At 73.5% G+C, this 22,337-nt stretch carries 19 protein-coding genes; 8 read left to right on the plus strand and 11 right to left on the minus strand.

What is annotated here, in order from left to right; translation table 11 throughout:
* Nucleotide 1: 1 nt before the first annotated feature.
* From ABZ951_RS18355 to ABZ951_RS18365, 3 genes are read right to left on the minus strand one after another with little or no spacing between them, the layout of a single operon-like run.
* Entirely contained in the window at nt 2-1,252 is a 1,251-nt protein-coding gene (locus ABZ951_RS18355) for an ATP-grasp domain-containing protein (protein WP_361280241.1), read from the minus strand.
* 1 nt (nt 1,253) lies between these two features.
* Nucleotides 1,254-1,898, minus strand: coding sequence for a methyltransferase domain-containing protein (locus ABZ951_RS18360; RefSeq protein ID WP_344094044.1), 645 nt, complete (start codon nt 1,896-1,898; stop codon nt 1,254-1,256).
* Nucleotides 1,895-2,926: a pyridoxal-phosphate dependent enzyme gene (locus ABZ951_RS18365; RefSeq protein WP_344094042.1), complete on the minus strand. Its 1,032-nt coding sequence runs from the start codon at nt 2,924-2,926 to the stop codon at nt 1,895-1,897. Before ABZ951_RS18365 ends, ABZ951_RS18360 begins: the two co-directional genes overlap by 4 nt.
* A 1,069-nt stretch (nt 2,927-3,995) precedes the next feature.
* Here ABZ951_RS18365 and ABZ951_RS18370 point away from each other — a divergent pair.
* Nucleotides 3,996-5,066, plus strand: a complete 1,071-nt coding sequence (locus tag ABZ951_RS18370) for a hypothetical protein (RefSeq protein ID WP_361280244.1) — start codon at nt 3,996-3,998, stop codon at nt 5,064-5,066.
* A gap of 54 nt (nt 5,067-5,120) precedes the next feature.
* Here the strand turns inward: ABZ951_RS18370 and ABZ951_RS18375 are convergent, their stop codons facing one another.
* Nucleotides 5,121-6,062: an MBL fold metallo-hydrolase gene (locus ABZ951_RS18375; protein ID WP_344094038.1), complete on the minus strand. Its 942-nt coding sequence runs from the start codon at nt 6,060-6,062 to the stop codon at nt 5,121-5,123.
* Nucleotides 6,063-6,180: 118 nt separating this feature from the next.
* Between ABZ951_RS18375 and ABZ951_RS18380 the strand changes: the two genes are divergently transcribed.
* Complete coding sequence (locus tag ABZ951_RS18380) at nt 6,181-7,080, plus strand: AraC family transcriptional regulator (protein WP_344094036.1); 900 nt, start codon at nt 6,181-6,183, stop codon at nt 7,078-7,080.
* Nucleotides 7,081-7,093: 13 nt separating this feature from the next.
* Here ABZ951_RS18380 and ABZ951_RS18385 read toward each other — a convergent pair whose 3' ends face one another.
* The gene (locus ABZ951_RS18385) at nt 7,094-8,185 is read right to left on the minus strand and encodes a PP2C family protein-serine/threonine phosphatase (protein ID WP_344094034.1); all 1,092 of its coding nucleotides are present in this window, start codon (nt 8,183-8,185) and stop codon (nt 7,094-7,096) included.
* A 687-nt stretch (nt 8,186-8,872) separates the two neighbouring features.
* On the opposite strand from ABZ951_RS18385, the gene ABZ951_RS18390 reads away from it, so the two are divergent.
* Both ABZ951_RS18390 and ABZ951_RS18395 read left to right on the plus strand, forming a co-directional pair.
* A complete protein-coding gene (locus tag ABZ951_RS18390) occupies nt 8,873-9,043 on the plus strand; it encodes a hypothetical protein (protein ID WP_344094031.1) in 171 nt (56 codons plus the stop codon).
* Nucleotides 9,040-9,786 carry a DUF2334 domain-containing protein gene (locus tag ABZ951_RS18395; protein WP_344094029.1) on the plus strand — a complete coding sequence of 249 codons (747 nt, stop codon included), beginning with the start codon at nt 9,040-9,042 and terminating at the stop codon, nt 9,784-9,786. Before ABZ951_RS18390 ends, ABZ951_RS18395 begins: the two co-directional genes overlap by 4 nt.
* Before the next feature lie 70 nt (nt 9,787-9,856).
* Here the strand turns inward: ABZ951_RS18395 and ABZ951_RS18400 are convergent, their stop codons facing one another.
* Nucleotides 9,857-10,795 carry a hypothetical protein gene (locus tag ABZ951_RS18400; protein ID WP_344094027.1) on the minus strand — a complete coding sequence of 313 codons (939 nt, stop codon included), beginning with the start codon at nt 10,793-10,795 and terminating at the stop codon, nt 9,857-9,859.
* Nucleotides 10,796-11,068: 273 nt separating this feature from the next.
* Here ABZ951_RS18400 and ABZ951_RS18405 point away from each other — a divergent pair, with 273 nt between their 5' ends.
* Both ABZ951_RS18405 and ABZ951_RS18410 read left to right on the plus strand, forming a co-directional pair.
* Nucleotides 11,069-12,385, plus strand: coding sequence for an alpha/beta hydrolase-fold protein (locus ABZ951_RS18405; protein ID WP_344094025.1), 1,317 nt, complete (start codon nt 11,069-11,071; stop codon nt 12,383-12,385).
* Nucleotides 12,382-14,910, plus strand: coding sequence for a DUF2156 domain-containing protein (locus tag ABZ951_RS18410; protein ID WP_344094023.1), 2,529 nt, complete (start codon nt 12,382-12,384; stop codon nt 14,908-14,910). The genes ABZ951_RS18405 and ABZ951_RS18410 overlap by 4 nt, the downstream gene beginning before the upstream one ends.
* A gap of 85 nt (nt 14,911-14,995) precedes the next feature.
* On the opposite strand, the gene map is transcribed toward ABZ951_RS18410, so the two are convergent.
* Complete coding sequence (map, locus tag ABZ951_RS18415) at nt 14,996-15,763, minus strand: type I methionyl aminopeptidase (protein ID WP_344094021.1); 768 nt, start codon at nt 15,761-15,763, stop codon at nt 14,996-14,998.
* A gap of 61 nt (nt 15,764-15,824) precedes the next feature.
* On the opposite strand from map, the gene ABZ951_RS18420 reads away from it, so the two are divergent.
* A complete protein-coding gene (locus tag ABZ951_RS18420) occupies nt 15,825-16,100 on the plus strand; it encodes a helix-turn-helix transcriptional regulator (protein ID WP_344094018.1) in 276 nt (91 codons plus the stop codon).
* 59 nt (nt 16,101-16,159) lie between these two features.
* On the opposite strand, the gene ABZ951_RS18425 is transcribed toward ABZ951_RS18420, so the two are convergent.
* From ABZ951_RS18425 to rox, 3 genes are all read right to left on the minus strand, one after another.
* A complete protein-coding gene (locus ABZ951_RS18425; RefSeq protein WP_344094016.1) occupies nt 16,160-17,335 on the minus strand; it encodes a macrolide family glycosyltransferase in 1,176 nt (391 codons plus the stop codon).
* Nucleotides 17,336-17,535: 200 nt separating this feature from the next.
* Complete coding sequence (locus tag ABZ951_RS18430; protein ID WP_344094013.1) at nt 17,536-18,174, minus strand: CatB-related O-acetyltransferase; 639 nt, start codon at nt 18,172-18,174, stop codon at nt 17,536-17,538.
* A gap of 250 nt (nt 18,175-18,424) precedes the next feature.
* Nucleotides 18,425-19,852: a rifampin monooxygenase gene (gene rox, locus ABZ951_RS18435; protein WP_344094010.1), complete on the minus strand. Its 1,428-nt coding sequence runs from the start codon at nt 19,850-19,852 to the stop codon at nt 18,425-18,427.
* 683 nt (nt 19,853-20,535) lie between these two features.
* On the opposite strand from rox, the gene ABZ951_RS18440 reads away from it, so the two are divergent.
* Complete coding sequence (locus tag ABZ951_RS18440) at nt 20,536-21,639, plus strand: DNA alkylation repair protein (RefSeq protein ID WP_344094008.1); 1,104 nt, start codon at nt 20,536-20,538, stop codon at nt 21,637-21,639.
* A gap of 63 nt (nt 21,640-21,702) precedes the next feature.
* On the opposite strand, the gene ABZ951_RS18445 is transcribed toward ABZ951_RS18440, so the two are convergent.
* On the minus strand, nt 21,703-22,260 hold the full coding sequence (locus ABZ951_RS18445; protein ID WP_344094005.1) for a GNAT family protein: 558 nt from the start codon (nt 22,258-22,260) through the stop codon (nt 21,703-21,705).
* Nucleotides 22,261-22,337 lie beyond the last annotated feature (77 nt).

A 22,337-nucleotide genomic window follows, 5' to 3' on the forward strand; every position in this document is an offset into this window, starting at 1 on the left:
GTCAGGTGGCGGCGTCGGCGGTCACGCGCACCACCGCGCGGGCGAGCGCCGCCTCGGCCGCTCCGGTGACGGCGGCGGCGGACGGGCCGGCCGCGATGAGGAAGCCGAGCCGGTCCCCGTTGGCGCGGGCGGGGCCCACCCGCTGCCCCACCGCCGTGTCCACCAGGACCTCGGCCACCCCGGGGCTGCGGCGCACCCCTTCGACGTCGAGCGCGGCCAGGACCCCGGGCCGCGGGGCGGTGATCGCCCGGATGCAGGCCACCCCGCCGGCCGCGGAGGGCGCCGGGGAGCCGCCGACGGCCAGGTCGACGACGTCGTGGTACACGTTGCGGCCCAGGACGAGGTTCATCATCTCCGGCACGTAGCCGCCGACCAGCCGGCCGTTGATCTCGATGATCTGCGGCCCGTCGGGGCCGAGGACCAGCTCGGTGTGCGTGTGCGAGCGCCGCACCCCGACGGCGTCCAGCGCCGCAGCGCACACCCGCTCCACCTCCGCCAGCAGGTCCGGTTCCAGTTCGGCGGGGAAGCAGCCGCCGAGTTCGACGGGGTGCGGGGGAGGCGCGAGCACCCGGTCGGTGCAGCCGTACGCCCGGTGCTCGCCGTCCACGGTGAGCATCTCGCAGCTGACGACCGGGCCCTGGACGTAGGACTCCACCAGGACGGCGCCGGAGCTGGCCACCGAGCGGCCGTAGCCGCGCGTCGCCGTGATGGCCTCCGCCAGCTCGGCGACCTGCGCGGCGGTGCGGGCCACGCCGACCCCGAGGGAGCCGAAGCCGTCGGCCGGCTTGACGACGACCGGGTAGCCCAGGCCGTCCGCCGCGGCCACGGCCTCCTCGGCGGTGGCCGCGGCGGCGAACCCCGGCTGCGGCACCCCGGCCCGCGCCAGCAGCGTCCGCACCTCGTGCTTGTCGCGCAGCCGCGCGGTGACCTCGGGCCGCTCGTGGCGGAGGCCGAGCCGTTCGGCGACCTCCGCCGTGGCGCGTACGTGGCCCTCGCTGAGGGTCGTCATGCCGTGCACGGGGGACTGCCGGTGGACCGGTTCGAGCGCCGCGAAGAGGGCGCCGGGGTCCGCGGTGGCGACGGAGGTGATCACCCGGGTGGCCGTCGCCAGCGCCGCCTCGGCGCCGTCCGAGCGCAGGTAGGGGCCGAGGGAATGGGCCACGAACGTCACCTCGTGCCCCAGCCCGGCGGCCGCACGGAGGATCTCGAAGCCGGCGGTCGGCTTGGATTCGACCACGACCAGGTGGGCCATGTCAGTTCTCCTGGCTCCGGGCGAGAACGAGCAGGTACGTCCAGTCCGGGCGGCCGCGCTGCACCCGGCGGGTGCTGACAACGGCGAAGCCGGACTCCGCGAGCAGGGTGTCGGCCTCCTCGGCGGTGAACTCCCGGGACAGGCGCCCGTCGTGGGCCTCGTGCAGCTTGCCCTCGGACTCCTCCTCGGCCCGGGCGAACAAGCTCACGGCCAGCAGGCCGCCGGGTCGCAGCTGACGGCGGAGCGTCGCCAGGTAGGCGGGGTAGTCCTGCGGGAGCTGGTGGTGGAGCACGCCGTTGTCCAGGACCGCGTCGAAGCGCTCGTCGTCGGCGAGGTCGCGCACGTCGCCCGCGACGAAGCGGACCTGCTCGCTCCAGCGGGCGGCGACCTCGTCCCACTCGGGGAGGCGGACCAGGTCCACGGCCACGACGCGGTGGCCGAGCCCGAGCAGGGTCTCGGTGTCCCGGCCGCGGCCGACGCCGACCTCCAGGACGCGGCCGGGCTCGCCGAGCCCGTCGTGCAGGAGCGGGACGAGGTGCTGCATGGCCTCCTCGGTCGTCCAGGAGTCCCTGCCGCTGTCGTACAGCGCCTTGAAGGACCGCTGGAGGGTCTCCTGGTAACCGGGGGTGTCGATGGTGTCGGTCATCGGCCGATCCGCTCCCATTCTTCTGGTGTTCCGGCGTCCGGGAAGACCGTGACCACCGTGGCTGAGGAGGGCAGCGACGCGGCGATCTCCTTGGCGGTCAGCCAGTTGGCCGCCGCGGAGCTGCCGATGCGCGTGCCCGTGAGCTCGTGGAACTCCGCCATGACCTCCAGGCAGCGGGGGTAGGACACCGTGTGGTGTTCGACCTCGCTGTCGTGGAGGGTGACGAAGGGCTGCTTGAGGCCGTCGCCCATGCCGCCGGAGCCCGCGTACTTGGGGAGTCCGTTGGGCGGCAGGGGGCTGCCGTAGGGCAGTTCGGCGGGCGTGACGCCGATGGCGCGCACGCCGGGGTGCCGCTCGCGCAGGGCCCGCAGCACGCCGATGAGGGTGCCGCCGGTGCCGATGGAGGCGACCCAGGCGTCCGGGGTCCGGCCGTCGAGCTGCGCGACGATCTCCGCCCCGGTGGAGTGCTGGTGGAAGAGCAGGTTGGCGGTGTTGCGGTGCTGGTACAGCAGGGTCCAGTCCGGCTCCTCCTCCGCGGTGCGCAGGGCGGTGCGGACGACTTCGAGGAAGCCCAGCTCCTTGTCGACGAGGTCGACGAGGGCGCCGCGCTCGGCGAGGGTGTCCAGCAGGCTGCGCGGGCTGGCCGAGGAGAGCACGAAGCGGGCGGTGATGCCGAGCTCGGCGCAGAGCCGGGACAGGGCGCGCGCCAGGTTCCCGCCGGAGTACTCCAGCACCCGGAGCTCCTCCAGGGGCCGGTCGCCGTGCTGGTGCAGCGCGCTGCCGAGCAGCGCGTAGGCGACGCGGTCCTTGACGGAGCCCTCGGGGTTGCCCGCCTCGGACTTGGCGAGGATCGTCGCTCCGCCGTCGGGGCCGGGGACGGGGATCAGCGGAGTGTCGCCCAGCTGTCGCGCGAACCGGCCGTAGGCGGGGTGGCGCTGGTGGAGGGCGTCGTGATCCACGGGGTCCGCGGAGAGTCCGGCGGGTCGGTAGGGCGCGTCGAACGGCTCTACGGATCGGATGAGTGTCATGGTGTCTCCGCAGGTCAAAGCCCAGGGTGGTGGGGCTCGGGGTGGCGGCGGAAAGCGCTGCCGGTAGCGGTCGGGCTGGCAGGGGGCGCCGGCGGGGCGGGTCCTGTGGGACGTTCCCGGGCGCGGCGGTACGGGCGCATCAGGGACGCGGGCCGCCGGGATCGCCGGGCGCCCACCGCCGCCCGAGGCTCAGCGGAATGCGGATCGGTGCCGGGGAATCACCGGCCGGCACCGGCCTGCGGTATTCCCGGATTCCTGATGCGTGGTCAGCCCCCAAGAATTCATGGAGTTTCGATGCGCAGCGCGACACATGTCCGACTATCGGACGTGTGTCAACGCATGGCGAATCTAACGGATTCGGCAGATGCGCAGCCCTTGCGTGTGTCCCAAGTCACAGGGCCGGCGGCGGCGGGAAATGGCGTGAATTCCCCTGACCGGCACGGCCGGAGAAGGCGACGGCGCCCCGCGTCGGCCCGCAGGGGTGCAGGCGCGCAGGTGGGGACGCGGGTGCCGCGCGGGGCCGGTCGGGCCGAAGGGGCCCGGAACGACCGGGCGGGAGGCTTCTTTGAGCGGTTTTACCCGGGCGTGGTGAGATGGTTTTCCGCCAACAATTGATCGCGGGTAACACCCGGCCGCCCCGGTCGCGCGCCGCGAAGTCCGCGCTGTACGGGTGTATTACCGGTTCCGGTGGGCGGCGGCCGCGACCCCTCGGGCAGCGCCCCGGAGCCGATCGCCGACCGCCGGAATGCGGTACCGCGGGCGCCCAGTGAGACGGACGTGGCGATCACGGGGGCCGGGCAGGCGGTTTCCGCCGTGGCGGCTGACGGTGACGGGGTGCGCGCTAGTACGGTGAGCCGTGCGGCACCGCGGCGCGCCGTCATGCCGCCGGGCCGGGAACGCATGCGTCACGCGCGTCCGTGCGTGCGGCGCACCGCGGGAGGCAACGCGCGCCACCTCCCAGGGGTTTCGCAGTATTTCCGGTGATGGAGGGAACCATCAGCTACGGAAGTCAATCTCCGAGTCCGAAGACGTACGAGTGTGCGGACAACCCGAACGCAGGGGGCGGTAAATGACACAGAGAGTCGTGCAGCGGCGGTCGCGAAGCGTGCGGCACGCCGCCGCGGGGTCGGCGATGGCACTGGTGGCCGGGCTCGCGCTGGTCGCGGGGACGGCGGGGCAGGCGACCGCCATACCGGCCGCCGCCGGCGCGAAGGCGGCGGAGAGCTGCGACTCCGGGCGGAACACGGCGGCGTCCGCGGCCGCCGACACCGCGCGCACCGATGCCCCGGCGCGGGCCACGGCCGGGACCACCGCGCAGAAGCTCTCCTACCACCTCCCGGCGCAGGCCCCCATCGGCCTGTGGACGCAGTCCTCCCTCACCCTGCGCGCACCGGTCTCCAAGGGCACCGTGCGCCTGGACGTCAGCAGCCGGGGCTTCGGCACCGACTCCCTGCTGGTGCAGCGCTACGTCCCCGAGACCCGCCGCTGGACCGACCTGAAGTCCGACACCTCCGGCGGCCCCGGGCACGGCGTCTTCACCTTCCCCCTCACCGCCGCCGCGAGCGCCGCCCGCCCCCACACCGTGGCCCTGCGGCTCCAGGACCTCGACCGGCCGGGCACGTTCACCGTCACCGCGTCCGTCGACGACGGCAAGGGCCGCACGCACCGCGCCGCCGCCCGGCACTCCACCGCCACCCGGCCCACCGTCTCCGTCAGCGGCTGGCGCACCGCCACCGCCCTCACCCGCGGCGGCCCGGCGCAGCCCTTCACCGTCACGGTGAAGAACACCACCGACCGGGCCTACCCCGCCCTCAATGCCTCCTACTTCGCCTTCGGCGAGGGCAAGGGCCACGCCCTCGCGCCCAAGGACCTGAAGCTGGAGCAGTACCGGCCCGGCGCCGGCTGGAAACGCGTCCCGCTCGTCGCCGGGGGCTGCGACCCCGGCATGAGCGCGGCGCTGCACCCCGCCGCGAAGGCGCCGCTCGCCCCCGGCGCGACCGCGGTGTACACCCTGCGGGTGGCCGTCGCCTCCTCCGCGCCGCGCGAGGTGACCTCCGCGGACGCGGGCGTCTCGGTCGGCAACGCCGACGTGTCGTTCTTCTCCCGGGAGCTGCCCTTCACCCTCAAGGGAGGGAAGTAGCCGGGACCCGGCGCGCAGCGGGGCGGCAGGCGGATGCCTGCCGCCCCGCGGGCGTCACCAGGACTCCGGCCCGCCCTGCGTCCGGTCGAAGGCCGCCCACCGCGTAAGGGCGAACTTCGATCCCTCGCGGCGCACTTCGGCCGCACCGTGGCCCGGCAGGTGCGCCGGCAGCACCAGCGCGCCCGTGTCGGCGGCCTCCTCCAGGATCCGGCGCCGGGAGCGGGTGGCCTGCTCCTGGTCCTCGCTCAGGCAGGTGTCGCAGTCGGGCTCGGCTATCTGCAGCGGGCTGTGCACCAGGTCGCCGATGAACAGCGCCCGGTCCGTCCCCGACGCCAGCCGCACGACGGACGAGCCCGGGGTGTGCCCGGGGGCGAGCTCCAGGGCGAGGTGGGAGTCGATGCGGTAGGAGTCCTTCCACAGCTGCACCTGGCCCGCCCGGTGCACCGGCGCGACGCTGTCCTCGAACATGTCCCCGCCCGCCCGCGCCACGGTGACGTCACCGAGGACACCGCGCTGGACGTGCCGGTTGGCCGGGTTCCAGTAGTCGAAGTCGGCCTTGGCGATGAGGTACGTGGCGTTGGGGAACGTCGGCACCCACTCACCGTCCACCAGACGGGTGTTCCAGCCCACGTGGTCCGAGTGCACATGGGTGTTCACCACGACGTCCACGTCCTCGGGGCGGACCCCGGCGGCGGCCAGCCGGTCCAGGAAGCCGCTGCGCAGGTGGGACCAGACCGGCATGTTCGGGCGCTCCTTGTCGTCACCCACCCCGGTGTCGATCAGGATCGTCCGGCCCTCGCTGCGCAGCACCCACGTCTGCACGTTGGCCACCAGCTCGTCCGTCTCCGGAACCCAGAAGTCCGGCGTCAGCCAGGAAGCGTTCTCCTTCCACATCTGTGGAGTGCTCGAAGGGAAGATGGCGGAGGTCGGAGCGACCGGCGCGTGCCATTCCACGACGCGGGTGATGTCCACCGCGCCCAAAGTGATCGTCTGCATGCCTCGACGCTAGGCAATCGCGGCGAGACGGCCAATAGTCCGTCGTGCTCGTTCTATACGTCATCGTCTCGCCGGGCCTCCCGGCGGACCGCCGGACGGGCCCGCTCATACTCGACCCATGGACGTTCTCAGCGATGCCGTCGCCGCCCTGCGCAGCGGACGGCCCTACTCGGCCCTGACCGACCGTCAGGGATCTTGGCGCACCGACCTGCGGCCCTTCGCCGGCGCCGGCTTCCACGTCGTCCTGCACGGGAACTGCCGGCTCCTGCCGGCCGGCGGCGGCGAACCGCTGACGCTCACGGAGGGCGACGCGGTGTTCCTGCCGCACGGCACGGCCCACGCCCTGACCGGCACCACCACCGCCGAGCCCACCGTGCTGCTGTGCGGCGCCTACCGGCTGGACCAGAGCCGGGCCCACCCCCTGCTGGCGGACTTCCCCGAGGTCATCCACCTGCCGGCCCGCCCCGGCGGCCACCCGTCGCTCCGCTCGGCCATCACCCTGCTCGGCGACGAACTCCGCACCCCCGGAGCCGGCGCGGCCACCACACTGCCCGCGCTCCTGGAACTGCTCCTCGTCTACCTGGTGCGCGCCTGGTACGAGGAGCGGTCCGCCCGGCCGGGCACCGGCTGGTGCCGAGCCCTCGCCGACCCGGCCGTGGGCGCCGCGCTGCACGCCCTCCACGACGACCCGGCGCGACCGTGGACGGTGGAATCCCTCGCCCTGCGGGCGGGCCTGTCCCGGGCCGCGTTCGCCCGCCGGTTCACCTCCCTGGTCGGCCGGCCGCCGCTGACCTACCTCACCTGGTGGCGGCTGACCCTCGCGGCCAGGATCCTGCGGGAATCCGAGGCCCCGCTCGCCGCGGTCGCCCAGCGCGTCGGCTACACCTCGCAGTTCGCCTTCGCCCACGCCTTCAAACGCGAATACGGCATCCCCGCGGGCCGCTACCGCACCGAACGCCGCGACGACCACCGGAGCATCAGCGACTGGGAGATGTCCACGACGGCCGTGCCCGCCTGACGGCGCGCCGCCCTCACCGCTCCCGGCACACCGCCAGCAGGGCCGCGTCGTCACAGAGCTCGCCGCCCGCGTACGCCAGGAGATCGGCCACGATCCGGTCCAGCAGCACGGGCGGCGCCGCCTCCGGCATCCGGGCCAGCCGCTCCGCCAGCGGGTAGAAGCGCCCGGCCCGGTCCCGGGCCTCCGTCACCCCGTCGGTGTACAACAGCAGGAGATCACCCGGCTCGAAAGGGAACGGCCGGCCGCGGTAGGCGTCGCCGACCATGCCCAGCAGCGCCAGCGGCGGCTGGGGGACGGGCGTCTCCACCTCCGTGACCGTACCGGCCCGCCACAGCAGCGGCGGCAGGTGACCGCAGTTGACCAGCTCGGCCGGGCCCCCGGACGCCGGCACCCCCACCAGCGCGGCCGTCACGAACTCCTCGCCGGGCCGGCGCCGGACCACGGCCGCGTCCAGACGCCGCGCCACGACGGCCAGATCGGGCTCGACCTGGGCCGCCTCCCGGAACGTGCCGAGCACGTCGGCCGCCGTCTCGATGGCGGCCAGGCCCTTGCCCCGCACGTCGCCGATGAGCAGCCGCGTCCCGAACGGGGTGGCCAGTGCCTCGTAGAGGTCGCCGCCCACCCGCGCCTCCGCGGCCGCGGCCAGGTACCGCACCGCCGTCCGCAGCGGCCCGATCCGCTCCGGCGGCGGGCGCAGCAGCGTCCGCTGCGCCGCCTCGGCGACCGAGCGGGACTGCAGCAGCTGGCGCTCCCGCGTCGCGACCAGGACGACGTTGGCGGTGCTCACACAGGTGATGGCCAGCACGGTAAAACCCGACGTCATGTGGACGGAGACGGGCACCCCCGGATCAAACAGCGCGAGCAGCGGGACGAGCCCCATGGCCGACAGGCCCGCCAGCATCGGCACCCGGGCCCGCCGGGTGCCGATGCTGGCGAGCACGGGCGCGGTGGCGAGAACCGGGGACAGCGTCCACTCGGGGTTCGTCGCCAGATCCAGCGTGACCGCCATCGCGAGCAGCACGTAGGCGGCCACGACGAGGCGGCGTGCGAGACGGGGGAGACGCGGGGCCTGCGGCGGCCCGTCCCCGTCCGGGGCGTGGGTCATGACTGGCCACCCTAGGGCGTGGCCGCGAGGTCGCGCGGTACGCCCGGAGGGCGTGGCGCGCGGCGGAGGACCGCCCTCGTGCCGGCGTACCCGGGTGGGCCCGGCACAGCGGCGAGCTCCCCGGCGGGCGCCGTGGGCCGGACAGGACTGTGCGGACACGCCCTGGGAGGCCCGGGCCGTGGCGCGGCGTCCCCTCACCGGGCCCGGTCGCGGGCCCGGCCGGGCTGTCGCGCGGGCGCCTTTCCGGCGCTCGCCGCCCGCCCCCCGTGCCCTCGTACGCCCTCGTGTCAGGCGGGTCGAAAAGCCCCCGCAGGCCCCATCCTTGGGTCACGTGAGGACCGCCGTTGTCGCCGAGCCGTTCCCGGGGACGGCGCGCGCCCGCCTGCCCGAGACACACCTCTCCGGCCGGCGGACGGGCCCCGGCCCGGGTGTCACCGTGGCCGCGCCGGAACTCCGCGCCCCTACCGGATGCGGCCGGGGCGCCGGGCTGCCAGGCTGCCAGGGCCGCGGCGCGCGGCCTTGCCGGGGCGGGGGCCGGTGGGCCGGCGGCGGGCCCTTCGCCGTCGCCGCTGAGCGGTCGCGCGGCTGGTTGCGTGATCTCGACGAGCGCTGCGTCTCCACCGCGCCGTTTCTGGTTCCGGGCCCCGGGGGTGGGCCGGTGTGCGGACGTGTCGTCAAGGGGGGCCGATGACTGCCGGGCTCTTCCTGGTCGCCGTCCACGGCGTCGCTCCCGCCACCGCCGGACAGACCTGCGGCTGGTTGCGCGATCTGGACGAGCGCGTCCCCGTCGCGCCGTTTCTGGTTCCGGGCCCCGGGGGCGGGCTGGTGTGCGGACGTGTCGTCAAGGGGGGCCGATGACTGCCGGGCTCTTTCTCGTCGCCGTCCACGGCGTCGCTCCCGCCACCGCCGAGCAGACCTGCGGCTGGCTGCGCGATCTCGACGAGCGCCGCGTTCCCGCCACCCTGCTGCTGGTGCCCGACCCCCGGCACGGCCCCTGCCTGCGTCACGACCCCGGCCTCGTCGACGCCCTGCGCCGCGCCGAAGCCCGCGGCCACGAGCTCGCCCTGCACGGCTTCGAACGCCGGGGCGCCACCGGCTGCGCCGCCCACCACCGGTGGGCGGACGCCCTCCTGGCCCGCGGCTGCGCCGAGTTCCGCGCCGTCGACCGGACCGCGGCCCTGCACCGCCTGACCCGCGGGCTCGCCGCGCTCGCCACTCTCGGGATCGCCCCGGCCGGCTTCGTGCCACCGGGCCGCCCGGCCTCCCCGGGCACCTTCGCGGCCCTGCACGAACTCGGCCTCGACTACACCACCGGCCCTCTGGCCGTGCACGACCTGATCAGCGGGGCCCGCCACCGGGCGCCGGTGCTGTCCCACCGGCCCGGCGGCGCCGGTGAACGGACCGGCGCCCGGCTGACGCGCGCCGCCGCCGGCCACTGGGCGCGCCGCGGGCGGCCGTTCCGGATCGCCCTGCGCGCGGACGACCTGTCCCGCGAGGGCCTGCGGGAGAGCACGCTCGCGGCGCTCGACGCGGCCCTCGCCGCCGGCGCCCGCCCGTGCACGTACGCCGGCTTCGTGCGCGAGCGGCGGGGGAGCGGATGAGGGTGGCCGGCCGGCTCACCGGCCGGGCCGTGCGCACGAGCGGCACCGGGGCGGCGGCCCGTAACGGGAGTCAGGCGAGGTCGTCCCAGGTGATGACGGGGCTCGCCGCCCGCAGACTGAAATCCACCGGTGCGTTGCGCACGGGCCACTTCAGCCGCAGCCAGCTCGGGACCGTCGCCGAAATCCCGTCGTCGCCCGCGAGGTGCCAGAAGGTGTTGGAGTCCTGCCGCGCGAAGTACGGGCAGAACAGGGAGATCACCAAGGTCACCCGCCGCCCCCGCGTCACCGGCGTGACCGCGTGGAAGATCCGGCTGCCGTGGAGGAACAGCGTCGCCCCGCGGTCCCCGCACGGCGCCTCACGGAGGCGGGGATCGCCCGCCCGCACGCCGGTGAACTCGTCCGTGCGCCCCTGAAAGTAGGTGAACCGCCCGCCCTCGTAGTCGTCGTAGCCGCTGAGCTGGACCGTGAAGACGTAGTCCATCCCGTCACGGTGCCAGCGCACGATCTCCGGACCGCCCCGCCCGTTGCTGTAGTTGATCTGCGCCGTCGGCACCCGCAGGGGGTGGGGGATCAGGGGCACCCCCACCAGACGCGAGCAGGTCAGCAGGAAGCCCCGGTCGCGGATCATGTTGTTGATGAAAGGGGACAGCAGATCGGCGCTGCGCACCCGGCGCGTGGCGATGAAGCGCGTGCGCTGCGCGGCCCCTTCCAGTTGCTCGCACACCTCGGTGAGGCGGCCCAGGCCCTCCTCGGTCAGCAGGCGGAACGGGCCGACGACGGCGGTGTCGTCCGTCCTGCCGCGCCAGGTGCTCAGCTCCCGGGCGGTGTAGCCGAACTCTTGCAGGGCCACGCGCGCCCCGGTGGCGTCCCGGTCGATGAAGTCGCTGCGCCAGCGCGGTTCCGCGGGCAGCCTCGCCCCACGCCGCGGGGTGTGGGCCCGCAGGGCGTGGAAGACCTGCTGGAAGCCGGTCGGGGTTCTCGGGAGGTCCAGAGCGCTTGCCGTCGGCATGAGCCGTCTCCTTCGATGGAGGACGCTTCCAGGCGTATCCAACGCCCGGCCCCGGGCTCTCACAAGGCCCGGATCCCGCCAGTGGAAGCGGCCCGGCGCGGTCGCTCCAGGGCGCCGGCCGGAGCCTCAGGAGTTGCCGGAAAAACACTGATATGTAGCATTTTGAAGGAACGGGCAGATGGTGCGTTCAAGTCCACCCGGCTCCACCGCGGGGCCGTAGCTCAATGCAGAGCGGCCCGTTCACCCCATCCCCCTACGGACGTGGTGCGACGGATGCGGATCGCGGCAGGCCCGCTGGACTGGTCCCTGGTGAGCGGGTGGATCCCGCTCACCCTGCTGGTCGTGGGCCTGGGCGCGCTGGCGGCGCTCCTCTTCTCCCGGCAGCGCCGGTGGTGGATCCGCTGGGCGCCCGCCGCCGTGGTCCTGGCCGCACTGATCACCTGGCTGCTGCGGACGGCCGTGGACGACTGGCTGGAGCTCTTCCCCGACCCCCTGCCCACCGACGTGGTGCTCTGGGCGGGCGTCGCCGTGCTGGGGCTGTGCCTCGCCGCGTTCCGCATCCCCCTGCTCCGCCCCCGGCTGTGGCTCCCGGCCGCGCTGGCCGGGCTCCTCGTCCTCCTCCTCGGCGCCTCGCAGATCAACCGCCACTTCGACCAGTACCCGACGGCCCGCACCGCCGTGAACACCTGGCTGCAGAAGAGAACGAGCCTGGCCGACGCCACCGGGCGCCGGGAGCCCGCCCTGCGGGTGCCCCCGGGCAAGGCCGTCTCGGAGGTGTGGCGGCCCCCGGCGGGGCTCCCCGGGGACGGCACCCTCTCCGAGGTGTCCGTCCCCGGCACCACGTCCGGCTTCAAGGCCCGGGGCGCGTACGTCTACCTGCCGCCCGCCTACCGGGCCTCCCCCCGCCCCCTCCTGCCCGTCATCGTCCTGATGGCCGGCCAGCCGGGATCACCCGACGACTGGATCAACTCCGGCCGCCTCCTCGACATGATGAACTCCTTCGCCGCCGACCACCGGGGGCTCGCCCCCGCGGTCGTCGTCGTCGACCCGCTCGGTTCGCAGTTCGCCAACACGCTCTGCCTCGACTCGAAACTGGGCAACGTCCAGACCTACCTCGCCACGGACGTCCCCCACTGGATCCGCACCCACCTCCAGGTCGCCACCGACCGCACGTCCTGGATCATCTCGGGCATCTCCTTCGGCGGCACCTGCTCCCTTCAGCTCGGCGTCAACGCCCCCGGCGTCTACGGCATCGTCAACGACATCTCCGGCCAGGAAGCCCCCACCCTCGGCAGCCGGCAGAAGACCGTCGACAAGGCGTTCGGCGGCGACGCCGCGGCCTTCGCCGAGGTCAACCCCCTCGACGTGATGGCACGGCAGCAGTTCCCCGACACCAAAGCCGCGTTCATCGCGGGCAGCGGGGACAGCACCTACGGCCCCCAGCAGCGCAAGGTCTACGAAGCCGCCGTCAAGGCCGGCATGCGGGCCCGGTGGGTGGAGCTCCCCGGCGGCCACAGCTGGCAGGTCTGGCGGCCCGGCCTGGAGAAGCAACTCCCCTGGCTGGCACGGGAGAGCGGACTCATCCGATGACGGACACCACCGCCCCACCGCCCCCGCCCAGCGTCGGCGACAACCGCCACCCCTGGCGCACCACCCTCGACCGGCTGCTCGCGCCCGTCCGCCACGCCCCCTTCACCCTCGCCTTCCTCGCCGTCCTGTGGATCGTGGGCGGCGTCACGGGCAGCCTCGGCAGCGGCCCGAGCCGCCACCGCCTGGAGCGGTTCGGCGCCGGGGCGGCGGCACTGGCGGAAGGCCGCTGGTGGACCCCCGCCACCTCGATGCTGTGGTGCCCCGGCCTCGGCGGCTACATCGGCGCGACCCTGATCGTGCTCGTCCTCGTCACCCCCGCCGAACGGCGCCTGGGAGTCGCCCGCACCGCCGCCGTCCTGCTCGGCGGACAGATCCTGGGCACCTTGCTGGGCATCGGCATCGTCGAGCTCGGCTCCGCCGCGGGCGAGCAGTGGCTCGAGAGCCTCACCGAGGAACTCGCGGTCACCCCGACCGTCGGGGCGCTCGCCGTCGGCGGTGTGCTCAGCTACCGCCTCACCGCCCTGTGGCGCCGCCGGGTACGGCTCGGCATCGTCGCGTTCGCCCTGGTCATGGCCCTGTACGTGGGCCACCTCCAAGGCGTCGTCCGGTTCGGCGGCGTGGTCGTGGGACTGGCCGCCGGAGCCGCCCTCTACCACCGCTCGGGCCCCGTGCGGCTGCGGCGCTCCTCGCACACCGAGGCCCGCGTCCTGGTGGCACTCGTCGTGGCCGCCTCCGCGATCGGCCCGATGATCGCCATCCTCTACCGGGACGCCTACGGCCCCTTCAACTCCTTCGAAAACCTCTACGTCTCCATCCAGCCCACCGCGGAGGAAGTGGCCGACGCCTGTGCCACCTCCACCCTCGACTGCCACTCCGAGCACGCCATCCAGGACTTCTACCACTCACCGTCGATCATCATGGCGGCCCTGGTGCCCCTCCTGCTCCTCGTCCTCGCCGAAGGGCTGCGCCGCGGGCTGAGACCGGCCTGGAGCCTCGCCGTGCTCGTCCACCTCGCCTGGATCGCCCTCCTCGGCTACCTCCTGAACGACTTCCTCAGCGACCCACGGGCGTACGGCGCCGTGCCGGCGGACCACGTGAGCTACGTGCAGAGCTTCGTGGAGCAGATGCTCCTGCCCGTCCTCGTCCTCCTGCTCCTCGTGGTCACCCGCTCCCGCTTCGACCTGCGGCTGCCCCGCTCCGCGGTCGCCAAGCTGGGCGCGGTGACCGGTGGCACCTTCCTGCTGGCCTGCGCCGCGTACGTGGGCCTGGGCTATGCCGCGCGCGACCAGTACGACCCCGACGCCACCCCCGGCCTGCTGTTCGGCGGCCTGGCGTCGGTGTTCCTCCCGCCCGCCTTCCTCGACGAGTTCACCGACTCGCCGATCCCCGTGGGCGGCACGGCGAAGGCCCTCTACCAGTACTGCGGCCTGCTCTTCTGGGCGGTCACCCTGGTCGCGCTGCTCTTCACCTTCCGCCGGACCCGGCTGCACACGGACGCGGACGCCGCCGTCCGGGCCCGGGAACTCCTCATCGCCCACGGCGGCTCGACCCTGTCGTACCTGACGACGTGGGACGGCAACTACTACTGGTTCGACGCCCGCGGCCGGGCCGCCGTCGCCTACCGGGTGGTCGCCACGGTGGCCCTGACCACCGGCGACCCCTTCGGCGCGCCGGACGCCCGCGCGGACGCCGTCGCCGGCTTCTCCCGCCACTGCGACGAACGCGGCTGGACCCCGTGCTTCTACAGCGTCGGCGCCGAGACCCTCCACGCCGCCGAGCGGCTGGGCTGGCGGTCGGTACAGGTCGCCGAGGACACCGTCGTCCCGCTGCCCGACCTCGCCTTCACGGGCAAGAAGTGGCAGGACGTCCGCACCGCCCTCAACAAGGCGAAGAAGGAGGGCATCACCGCCGAGTGGTGGTCCTACCCCGACGCCCCCGTGGCCCTCACCGACCAGGTGCGCTCGATCTCCGAGGAGTGGGTCGCGGACAAGGGGCTGCCGGAGATGGGCTTCACCCTGGGCGGCCTGGACGAACTCGACGACCCGGCGGTGCGCTGCCTGCTCGCCGTCGACGCCGACCGGACGGTACACGGCATCACGAGCTGGCTGCCGGTGTACGAGGCCGGTGAACCGGTCGGCTGGACCCTGGACTTCATGCGGCGCAGGGCCGGCGGGTTCCGGGGCTCCATGGAGTTCCTGATCGCCTCGGCGGCCCTGGGCTTCAAGGAGGAGGGCGCCCGCTTCCTCAGCCTCTCGGGAGCCCCACTGGCCCGCCAGGAGACCGGCGAACCGGCCGCCGCGCTGCAACGCGTCCTCGACTACGGCGGCAAGGTCCTCGAACCGGTCTACGGCTTCCGCTCCCTGCTGGCCTTCAAGGCCAAGTTTCAACCGCAGTACCGCCCGATGTACATGGTTTACCCGGACCCGGCGGCGCTCCCGGCCATCACCAGGGCCATCAGCAAGGCGTACTTGCCACACATGACACCCGCTCAGGGGATGCGGCTGATGCGGCAGTTCTCGTCCTAGGGGCGCGCCCTTCCGGAGGTCTCGGCGCCGGCGCTGACGGACCTGCGCGTCGGTGGGACGCGGCCCGGCAGGGTCGCGGCCCCGGTCAGGGCAGCGTCAGAATACGAGGGCCCTCGGTCGTGACGGCCACCGTGTGTTCGATGTGCGCGGCCCGGCTTCCGTCGGTGGTGCGCAGGGTCCAGCCGTCGGGGTCGGTGCGGTAGTCGGTGCGGCCCCCGGCCATCAGCATCGGCTCGATCGCGAGGACCAGGCCGTGCCGCAGCGGGAGTCCGCGGCGCGGGCGGCCGTAGTTGGGGACGGACGGGTCCTCGTGCATGCGGCGGCCGATGCCGTGCCCGCCGAAGTCGTCGGGCATTCCGCAGCGGGCCGCACGGGCGACCGTGCCGATGGCGTGGGAGATGTCACCGATGCGGTGGCCGACGGTGGCCGCCGCGATCCCCGCGTCGAGGGCCCGCTGAGTGGCCGCGATCAGGGCGGTGTCCGCGGGGCGGGCGGTGCCGACCGTGAAGCTGATGGCCGCGTCGCCGGTCCAGCCGTCGAGGTGGGCCCCGCAGTCGATGCTGACGAGGTCGCCGTCCCGCAGCCGGTCCTCGCCCGGTATGCCGTGCACCACGGCGTCGTTGACGGAGGCGCAGATGACCGCCGGGAAGGGAACGGGCGCGAAGGAGGGCCGGTAGCCCAGGAAGGGCGAGGTCGCGCCGGCCTCGTCCAGCACCGCGCGGGCCGCCTCGTCCAGCTCCCGCAGCCGCACGCCCACGCCCGCCGCCTCGCGGACGGCGGCCAGCGCGTGGGCGACGACGCGTCCCGCCTCGCGCATGGCGTCGAGCTCTCCGTCGGTCTTGATCTCCACCATGTGTGTGAAACTCCCCGAGTCGCGTGGAACCAATTCTTATACCGGTATTAGTATCACGGTCATGGTGAGAACTCCTTTGACCCCGTGGGAGCGGCAGCGCGGGGAGACCTTCGGCCTGCTGCTCCGCCGGGCCCGCGGCGACCGCAGCATGGTGGAGATCGCCGCGGCCGCCGGGCTGTCCGCGGAAACCCTGCGGAAGATCGAGACGGGCCGGGCGCCGACCCCCGCCTTCTTCACGGTCGCGGCCCTGGCCTCCGTGCTGCACCTGTCCCTGGACGAACTGGCCGCGGCCGCCGTCGAGGGCGCCGACTGCGCCGAGCAGCCCCTGTCCGCCTGACACCCGCTGTGCGTGCCCCTGGAGTCCGCGCAGGCACGGCAGGGGCACGCCCGCGGGGATCAGCTCAGCATCTGCTCGACGAGGTCGGCGGCCCGCGCCGTGCCGCCCTCGGCTCGCGTAGCGGCCCGGAGCCGCGCCGAGCGGCGCGCGACCTCGGCGTCGGTGACCAGTGCGAACAGGGCGCTTCGCAGTGCCTCGGCCGTGGCGTCCGCGGTGTCGATCCGGCGGGCGACGCCCAGCTCCACGAGACGGTCGGCGTTCATGAACTGCTCGGCGCCCTGCGGGACGGCGATCATGGGAACACCGGCCAGCAGCCCTTCACCGCAGCCGCCCATGCCCGCATGGGTGACGAAGGCGTCCGCCTGCTCCAGGATCGTCCGCTGGGGCACCCAGGAGCGCACTTCGACGTCGGGCGGGATGTTCCCCAGTTCCCGCGCGTCGGTGTACTTCCCGATCTGGAGGACGACGTGCCAGCCGGGCAGCTCGCCGAAGGCCGCCAGGCACTGGCGGTAGAACTCCGGCCGGCGGGTGTACGCCGAGCCCAGGGAGATCAGCAGGACGTTCTCGGCGTCGGCGGGACGCGTCCAGCTGTCCTCGTCCCCGCGCGGGCCGAGGCAGGGGCCGACGAACGTCACGGCGTCGGTGTCCACTCGTTCGACGTGCGGTTGCATCGCCCGGGGGATCAGGGCCAGGGCCCGTGCGGGGTGGCCGGAGAAGGCGCCCACGTCGGTCGTGGACGCCCCGCTGTCGATGAGCCACCGGGCGAACTTCGCCCGGTGGGCGTCGGCGCCCGGAAGCTGCCACAGGTGTGCCGCCACGTCCTGCTCGTAGCCCTTCCAGCCCACGAACGTCGGGGACAGCTGCAGGACGGGGCGGCCCTGCCGCTCGGCGAGGGCGCGCGCGGCGTAGGCGCCGATGTCGTACAGGTAGAGGTCCGCGGGGTCGTGGTCGTAAGCGGCGCGCAGTTGGGGGAGGGCCCCGACGGCGTTGTCGAGGAAGAGGTCCATCGCGGCGACGGGGTCGTCGGGCCAGTTGTTGTCGGCGACCGGCAGCACGGAGGAGCAGGGGACCGGCTCGGCGCCGGTGACCGCGATCAGGTCACTGACCACCGGGTCGTTGGCATAGGTCACCCGATGGCCGCGGGCCACCAGCTCGCGGATGACCCCGAGGCCGGGCAGGACGTGGCTGACGGCCGGAATGCCGACCATCGCGATATGGGCACGGCGGCGGGACATGGAGGATCACTCGTTTCAGGTCTACGGCGGAAAGGCGAGAAGGACACGGCGCGCCCGCGCGCCCACCGCGCCGGAGCGGAGCCCGGCGGGGCGGCACAGGGGTGCGAGGAGGGGGCGAGGCCCCGCCCGTGTCAGCCGTAGATCTGAACGAGATGCATGCCCGGGACTCTAGCCCGCTGCCGGGCGGCCGGGCACGCGAATTATTCCGGGGCGGCGGCCTCCAGGTCGGCGATGCTGCCCGACATGATCGTCCGCACGTGCCGGGTGAGGTGCTCCGGAGGCCAGTCCCACCAGGCGACGGTCAGCAGCCGGGCGACGTCCGCGTCGCTGTAGCGGGTGCGGATGAGCCGGGCCGGGTTGCCGCCGGCGATTCCGTAGTCGGGCACGTCCGAGACGACCACGGCACCGGCGCTGACGATCGCGCCGTGCCCGATCCGCACGCCCGGCATCACCGTTACGCCGTTGCCGAGCCAGACGTCGTTGCCGACGACGGTGTCCCCGCGGTTCGGCAGGCCGGTGAGCAGGTCGAAGTGGTCGGCCCACGAGCCGCCCATGGTGGGGAACGGGAAGGTCGACGGGCCGTCCATGCGGTGGTTGGCGCCGTTCATCAGGAACCGCACCCCGGTGCCCAGAGCACAGAACTTGCCGATGACCAGCTTCTCCGGCCCGTAGTGGTAGAGCACGTTGCGCGTCTCGAAGGCGGTCGGGTCGTCCGGGTCGTCGTAGTAGGAGTACTCCCCGACCTCGATCAGCGGAGACGTCACCAGGGGTTTGAGCAGCACCACCCGGGGCTGCCCGGGCATCGGATGGAGGACGGTCGGGTCGGCAGGCGCAGGCATGGCGGGCGGTTCCTCAGAGGTTCGGGGCCGGTGTCCCGCTCATGATCACAGCGATGCGCCGGCCGGCACACCGATTTACCGCCCCGGGGCACGTGCCGCCGCCGGGGGTGCCCCGCACGCCCGGTGCGTCGCGCGGAGCGCCCTCGACCACCCGGAGGACTGGCGGGTGACGAACCCGTGCGCCCGCCCTCACCGGCTACGGCCGCACCCCCGGGAGGGCCGGAGTCCGGTGAGGACGACGACTACGGGCTCAGCCGGTGGCGGCGCCGAACCACCGCGGCAGATTGCCGAGCAGATCCTGCTGCTCCTCACCGACCCACGCCACGTGGCCGTCCGGCCGCAACAGCACCGCGGGCACGTCCAGTTCCTCGCTGACGTCGACGACGTGGTCGATCCGGTCCGCCCAGCCCGCCACCGAAAGCCGGCCTGTCTGGTCGAGCAGCAGGCCGCGGCCGCCGTGCATCAGCTCGTAGAGGCGACCCTGCTTAAGCTGCACGTCCCGCATCCGCCGGCCGAGCAGTTCGTGACCGTCACCGAAGTCGTAGCGGACCCCGACCGCGGTGATCATCTCGGTCACGTACCGGTTCACGACCTCGAATTCCAGCAGTTCCGCGAACATCTCCTTCAGCGCCACGGCACCCGCGTCGGTCCTCAGCAGCACGCTCTGCGCGCGGGTGTTGCTCACCACGCGGGCGCCCACCGGGTGCCGTTCGGCGTGGTAGCTGTCCAGCAGCCCCTCCGGCGCCCAGCCGCCCACCGCGGCGGCCAGCTTCCAGCCGAGGTTGAACGCGTCCTGGACGCCCGTGTTGAGCCCCTGCCCGCCGACCGGCGGGTGGATGTGCGCCGCGTCGCCGGCCAGCAGCACCCGGCCGACGCGGTAGCGCTCGGCCTGCCGGGTGGCGTCGCCGAACCGGGACAGCCAGCGCGGCGAGTGCACGCCGAAGTCAGTGCCCGCGACCTCCCGCAGCCGCTGCTTGAACTCCTCGAGGGTCGGCGCGGCACGCTCCTCGGCCACCCCGTCGGCGGGCACGATGACGCGGTACGTCGTCCCGTCCGGGTTGGGGATCACGCCGAACCGCACGCAGGTCTTGCTGATCTCGGCCGCCACGGCGGCCACCGTCGCCGGGTCCTCGGTCACCTCCAGGTCACCCAGCAGCGTCTCGACCGTGGGGGGCTCACCGGGGAAGCCGACGCCGAGCAGCTTGCGCACCGCGCTGCGGCCACCGTCACAGCCGACGGCGTAGCGCGAGCGCAGGTGCGTGCCGTCGGCCAGCTCGACGGTCACCCCGCCCTCGTCCTGGCTCAGCCCGACCACCTCGCAGCCGCGGCGCATCTCGGCACCGAGCTCGACGGCGCGCTCGCCCAGCACGCGCTCGGTGACCGGCTGCGGCATGGCGAGGCCGTACGGGTGGGCGGTGTCCATCTGCTCCGGCCACGGCGTGGGGAAGGCGGCGAACGGACCGCCGACCGAGAACGGCTCGCTGACCTCGCGGAACCGCTCCAGCAGACCGCGCTGGTCCATCACCTCGACGCTGCGCACGTGCAGACCGCGCCCGCGGGACTCCGCGGTCGGCTCGGTCAGCTTCTCCAGCACGACCACCCGCACACCGTGCAGCCGCAGTTCACAGGCCAGCATCAAACCGGTCGGTCCGCCACCGACCACGATCACGTCATACATAGAAACCCCCAGCACTCGAATGAAAAAACCAGGTCGCATCCCGGCCGACCGCACCCGGTCCGGTGGCGCGCACCCCCGCGCCTCCGCGCCGAGCGCCCGCCACCGCACCGCGGGCCCAGGGCGTCGACAGCAGCACACGCACGGGGCGAGTCTGATGTTTTCGCAGGTCCTGGCCTTGATCGGGCTATTCTGCGCCACCCCCCGGGCCTTGCCGCAAGCCCCCTGGTGCGCTATACCTTGAGAGTGGCGAGGAGCGGGTTATCCCCTCGCCGCCCACCGTCCGCTCTGGGCGGCGATCCCCTCACGCACACGGCGTCACGCCGCGCGCCCGGTGGCACGGGCGGGACGAGCCCCGACCACGCCCCGGCCCCTCGCAGCCCCGGGGGTCACCCCATGGACTCCCGGTGCTTCGGGTGTGAGCAGGTGGCGCTTCGCCCCGCGCTTGCGCGACCTCGCGGATCAGAGATTCTGGTGAGCGGACCTGCCCGACGGCGAGCCGCCGGCCGGGTGTCGTCGCAGCTCGGAGCGCCTGAGGTCAGACCGCGTGTCAGTGGTCCCTGGCAGACTCGAAACCATGATGCCCAGGTCAAGATTCATACCGCTCCCACCCCTCCTCCCGTCGGCCGAGAGCTGCACGGGGCGAGCGCCCGAGGTCCTCGACGTGACCGTGGGCGGGCATTGAGATGGCCGATTTCAAGAATGAACTGTCGCCGGAGCTCATCAGGCGTCTCGCGGGTGACCTCGCGAGTGCCTCGGCCTCGTTCGACCGGACGGAGTTCGAGCAGCTCGCGGGCACCGGTATCGGTGACCTGGAGCTCAAGGCCCGTATCGACTGGATCGCCCGTGCCCTCGCGGCGACGATGCCTGCGTCCCCCGAGGAAGCCGGCCGGGTGATCCGTGGCGCCCTCGACGGCGGGGGCCTCACGGGGTGGGCTTCCATGCCCGTCAACGCCTACGTCGCCTCGGCGCTGCTGGACCGGCCCGACGTCGCGCTGCCGCTGCTGGCCGCGCTCACTTCCCGCTATACCGCCGAGTTCGCTGTCCGACCGTTCGTCGAAGCCCACTACGAGGTCACGATGGACCAGCTCAAAGCGTGGACCACCGACCCGGACGAACACGTTCGGCGGCTCGTCTCGGAGGGCACGCGCCCGCGGCTGCCCTGGGCATCCCAGCTCTCGCGGTTCATCGCCGACCCCGCCCCCGCGCTGGCACTCCTGGAGCCCCTCGTCAACGACGAGTCCCTCTACGTGCGCCGCTCCGTGGCGAACCACCTCAACGACATCAGCAAGGATCACCCCGACCTCGCCCTCGCCACCGCCCGGCGATGGCTCCGCGGCAGCACACAGGGCGATTTCGTCGTACGCCACGGCCTGCGCACACTCGTCAAGCGAGGACACCCGGAGGCTCTCGCGGTTCTCGGGTTCGATCACCAAGCTGCGATCGAGATCACGGACCTCGCCTGCTCACCCCCCACCCTCTCCATCGGGGAGGCGACCACCGTCACCTTCACACTGCACGCCACCGACGCGACGAGAGCGGCGATCGACTACCTGGTCCACTACCAAGGGGTTCGCGGCCCGAAAGCGGGCAAGGTGTTCAAGCTGACCGTCCGGGACCTCCCCGCGGGCCAGGCGGTCCACTTCTCACGTCGGCACCGGTTCGAGAGCCTCTCGGTCCGCACGATCCACCCCGGCCCGCACCGCATCGAGGTCCAGGCAAACGGACGCGTCCTCGGCGCGACCGAGGTCCACGTCACCGCCGCCGAAACATCGGCAGGCCCAGCCTGAGCCTGCCGATGTTTCGGCGGCGCGGGACCGCCCGCCGGGCATCACCGATTTCCCGTACGCCGACTACTCGTGCCGGTGCTTGCGCCACTCCGGGGCCAGGACCGACCAGACCTCGATGTCACGGCGCGTGCCCCGGTGGAGGGAACTTCCCCGGAGCACGCCCTCGCGGGTCATGCCGAGCCGCTCGGCGGCCTTGAGGCTCGCGGTGTTCCCGGTGTCGGCCCGCCACTCCACGCGGTGGATCCCGCGGACGTCGACCGCCCAGTCGACCAGCACCCGGATGGCGCGGAAGACCAGCCCGCGCCCGACGGCCGACTCCTCCAGCCAGCAGCCGACCTCGCATGTGCCGGCCGCCGCGTCGAAGGTCCGGAAGAGGACACCCCCGACGAGCGTGCCGTCGAGGTGGATGCCGTAGATACGGCCGCTGTCGGCGGCCTGCTTGTCGGCGTACGCCTGGAGGAACGCCCTGGCGGACGGCAGGTCGGTGGCGACGTCCGCCAGCGCGATGAAGCGGCCGATGTACGCGCGGGACCGGTCGATGTGGGCGAGGTATTCCTCGGCGTTCCACGGTTCCAGGGGCCGCAGCTCGGCACCGTCGTCACCCAGCGATTTCGCGAACATCCTGCTCCTTCACGGTGGTACTTGTCGTGCGTACGGGCAACTTCTGCGGGGACGGAGCTGTTCCCTCCCCGGTGTGG

Source organism: Streptomyces sp. NPDC046215 (genome assembly GCF_040646215.1).
GTDB lineage: Bacteria > Actinomycetota > Actinomycetes > Streptomycetales > Streptomycetaceae > Streptomyces > Streptomyces stramineus.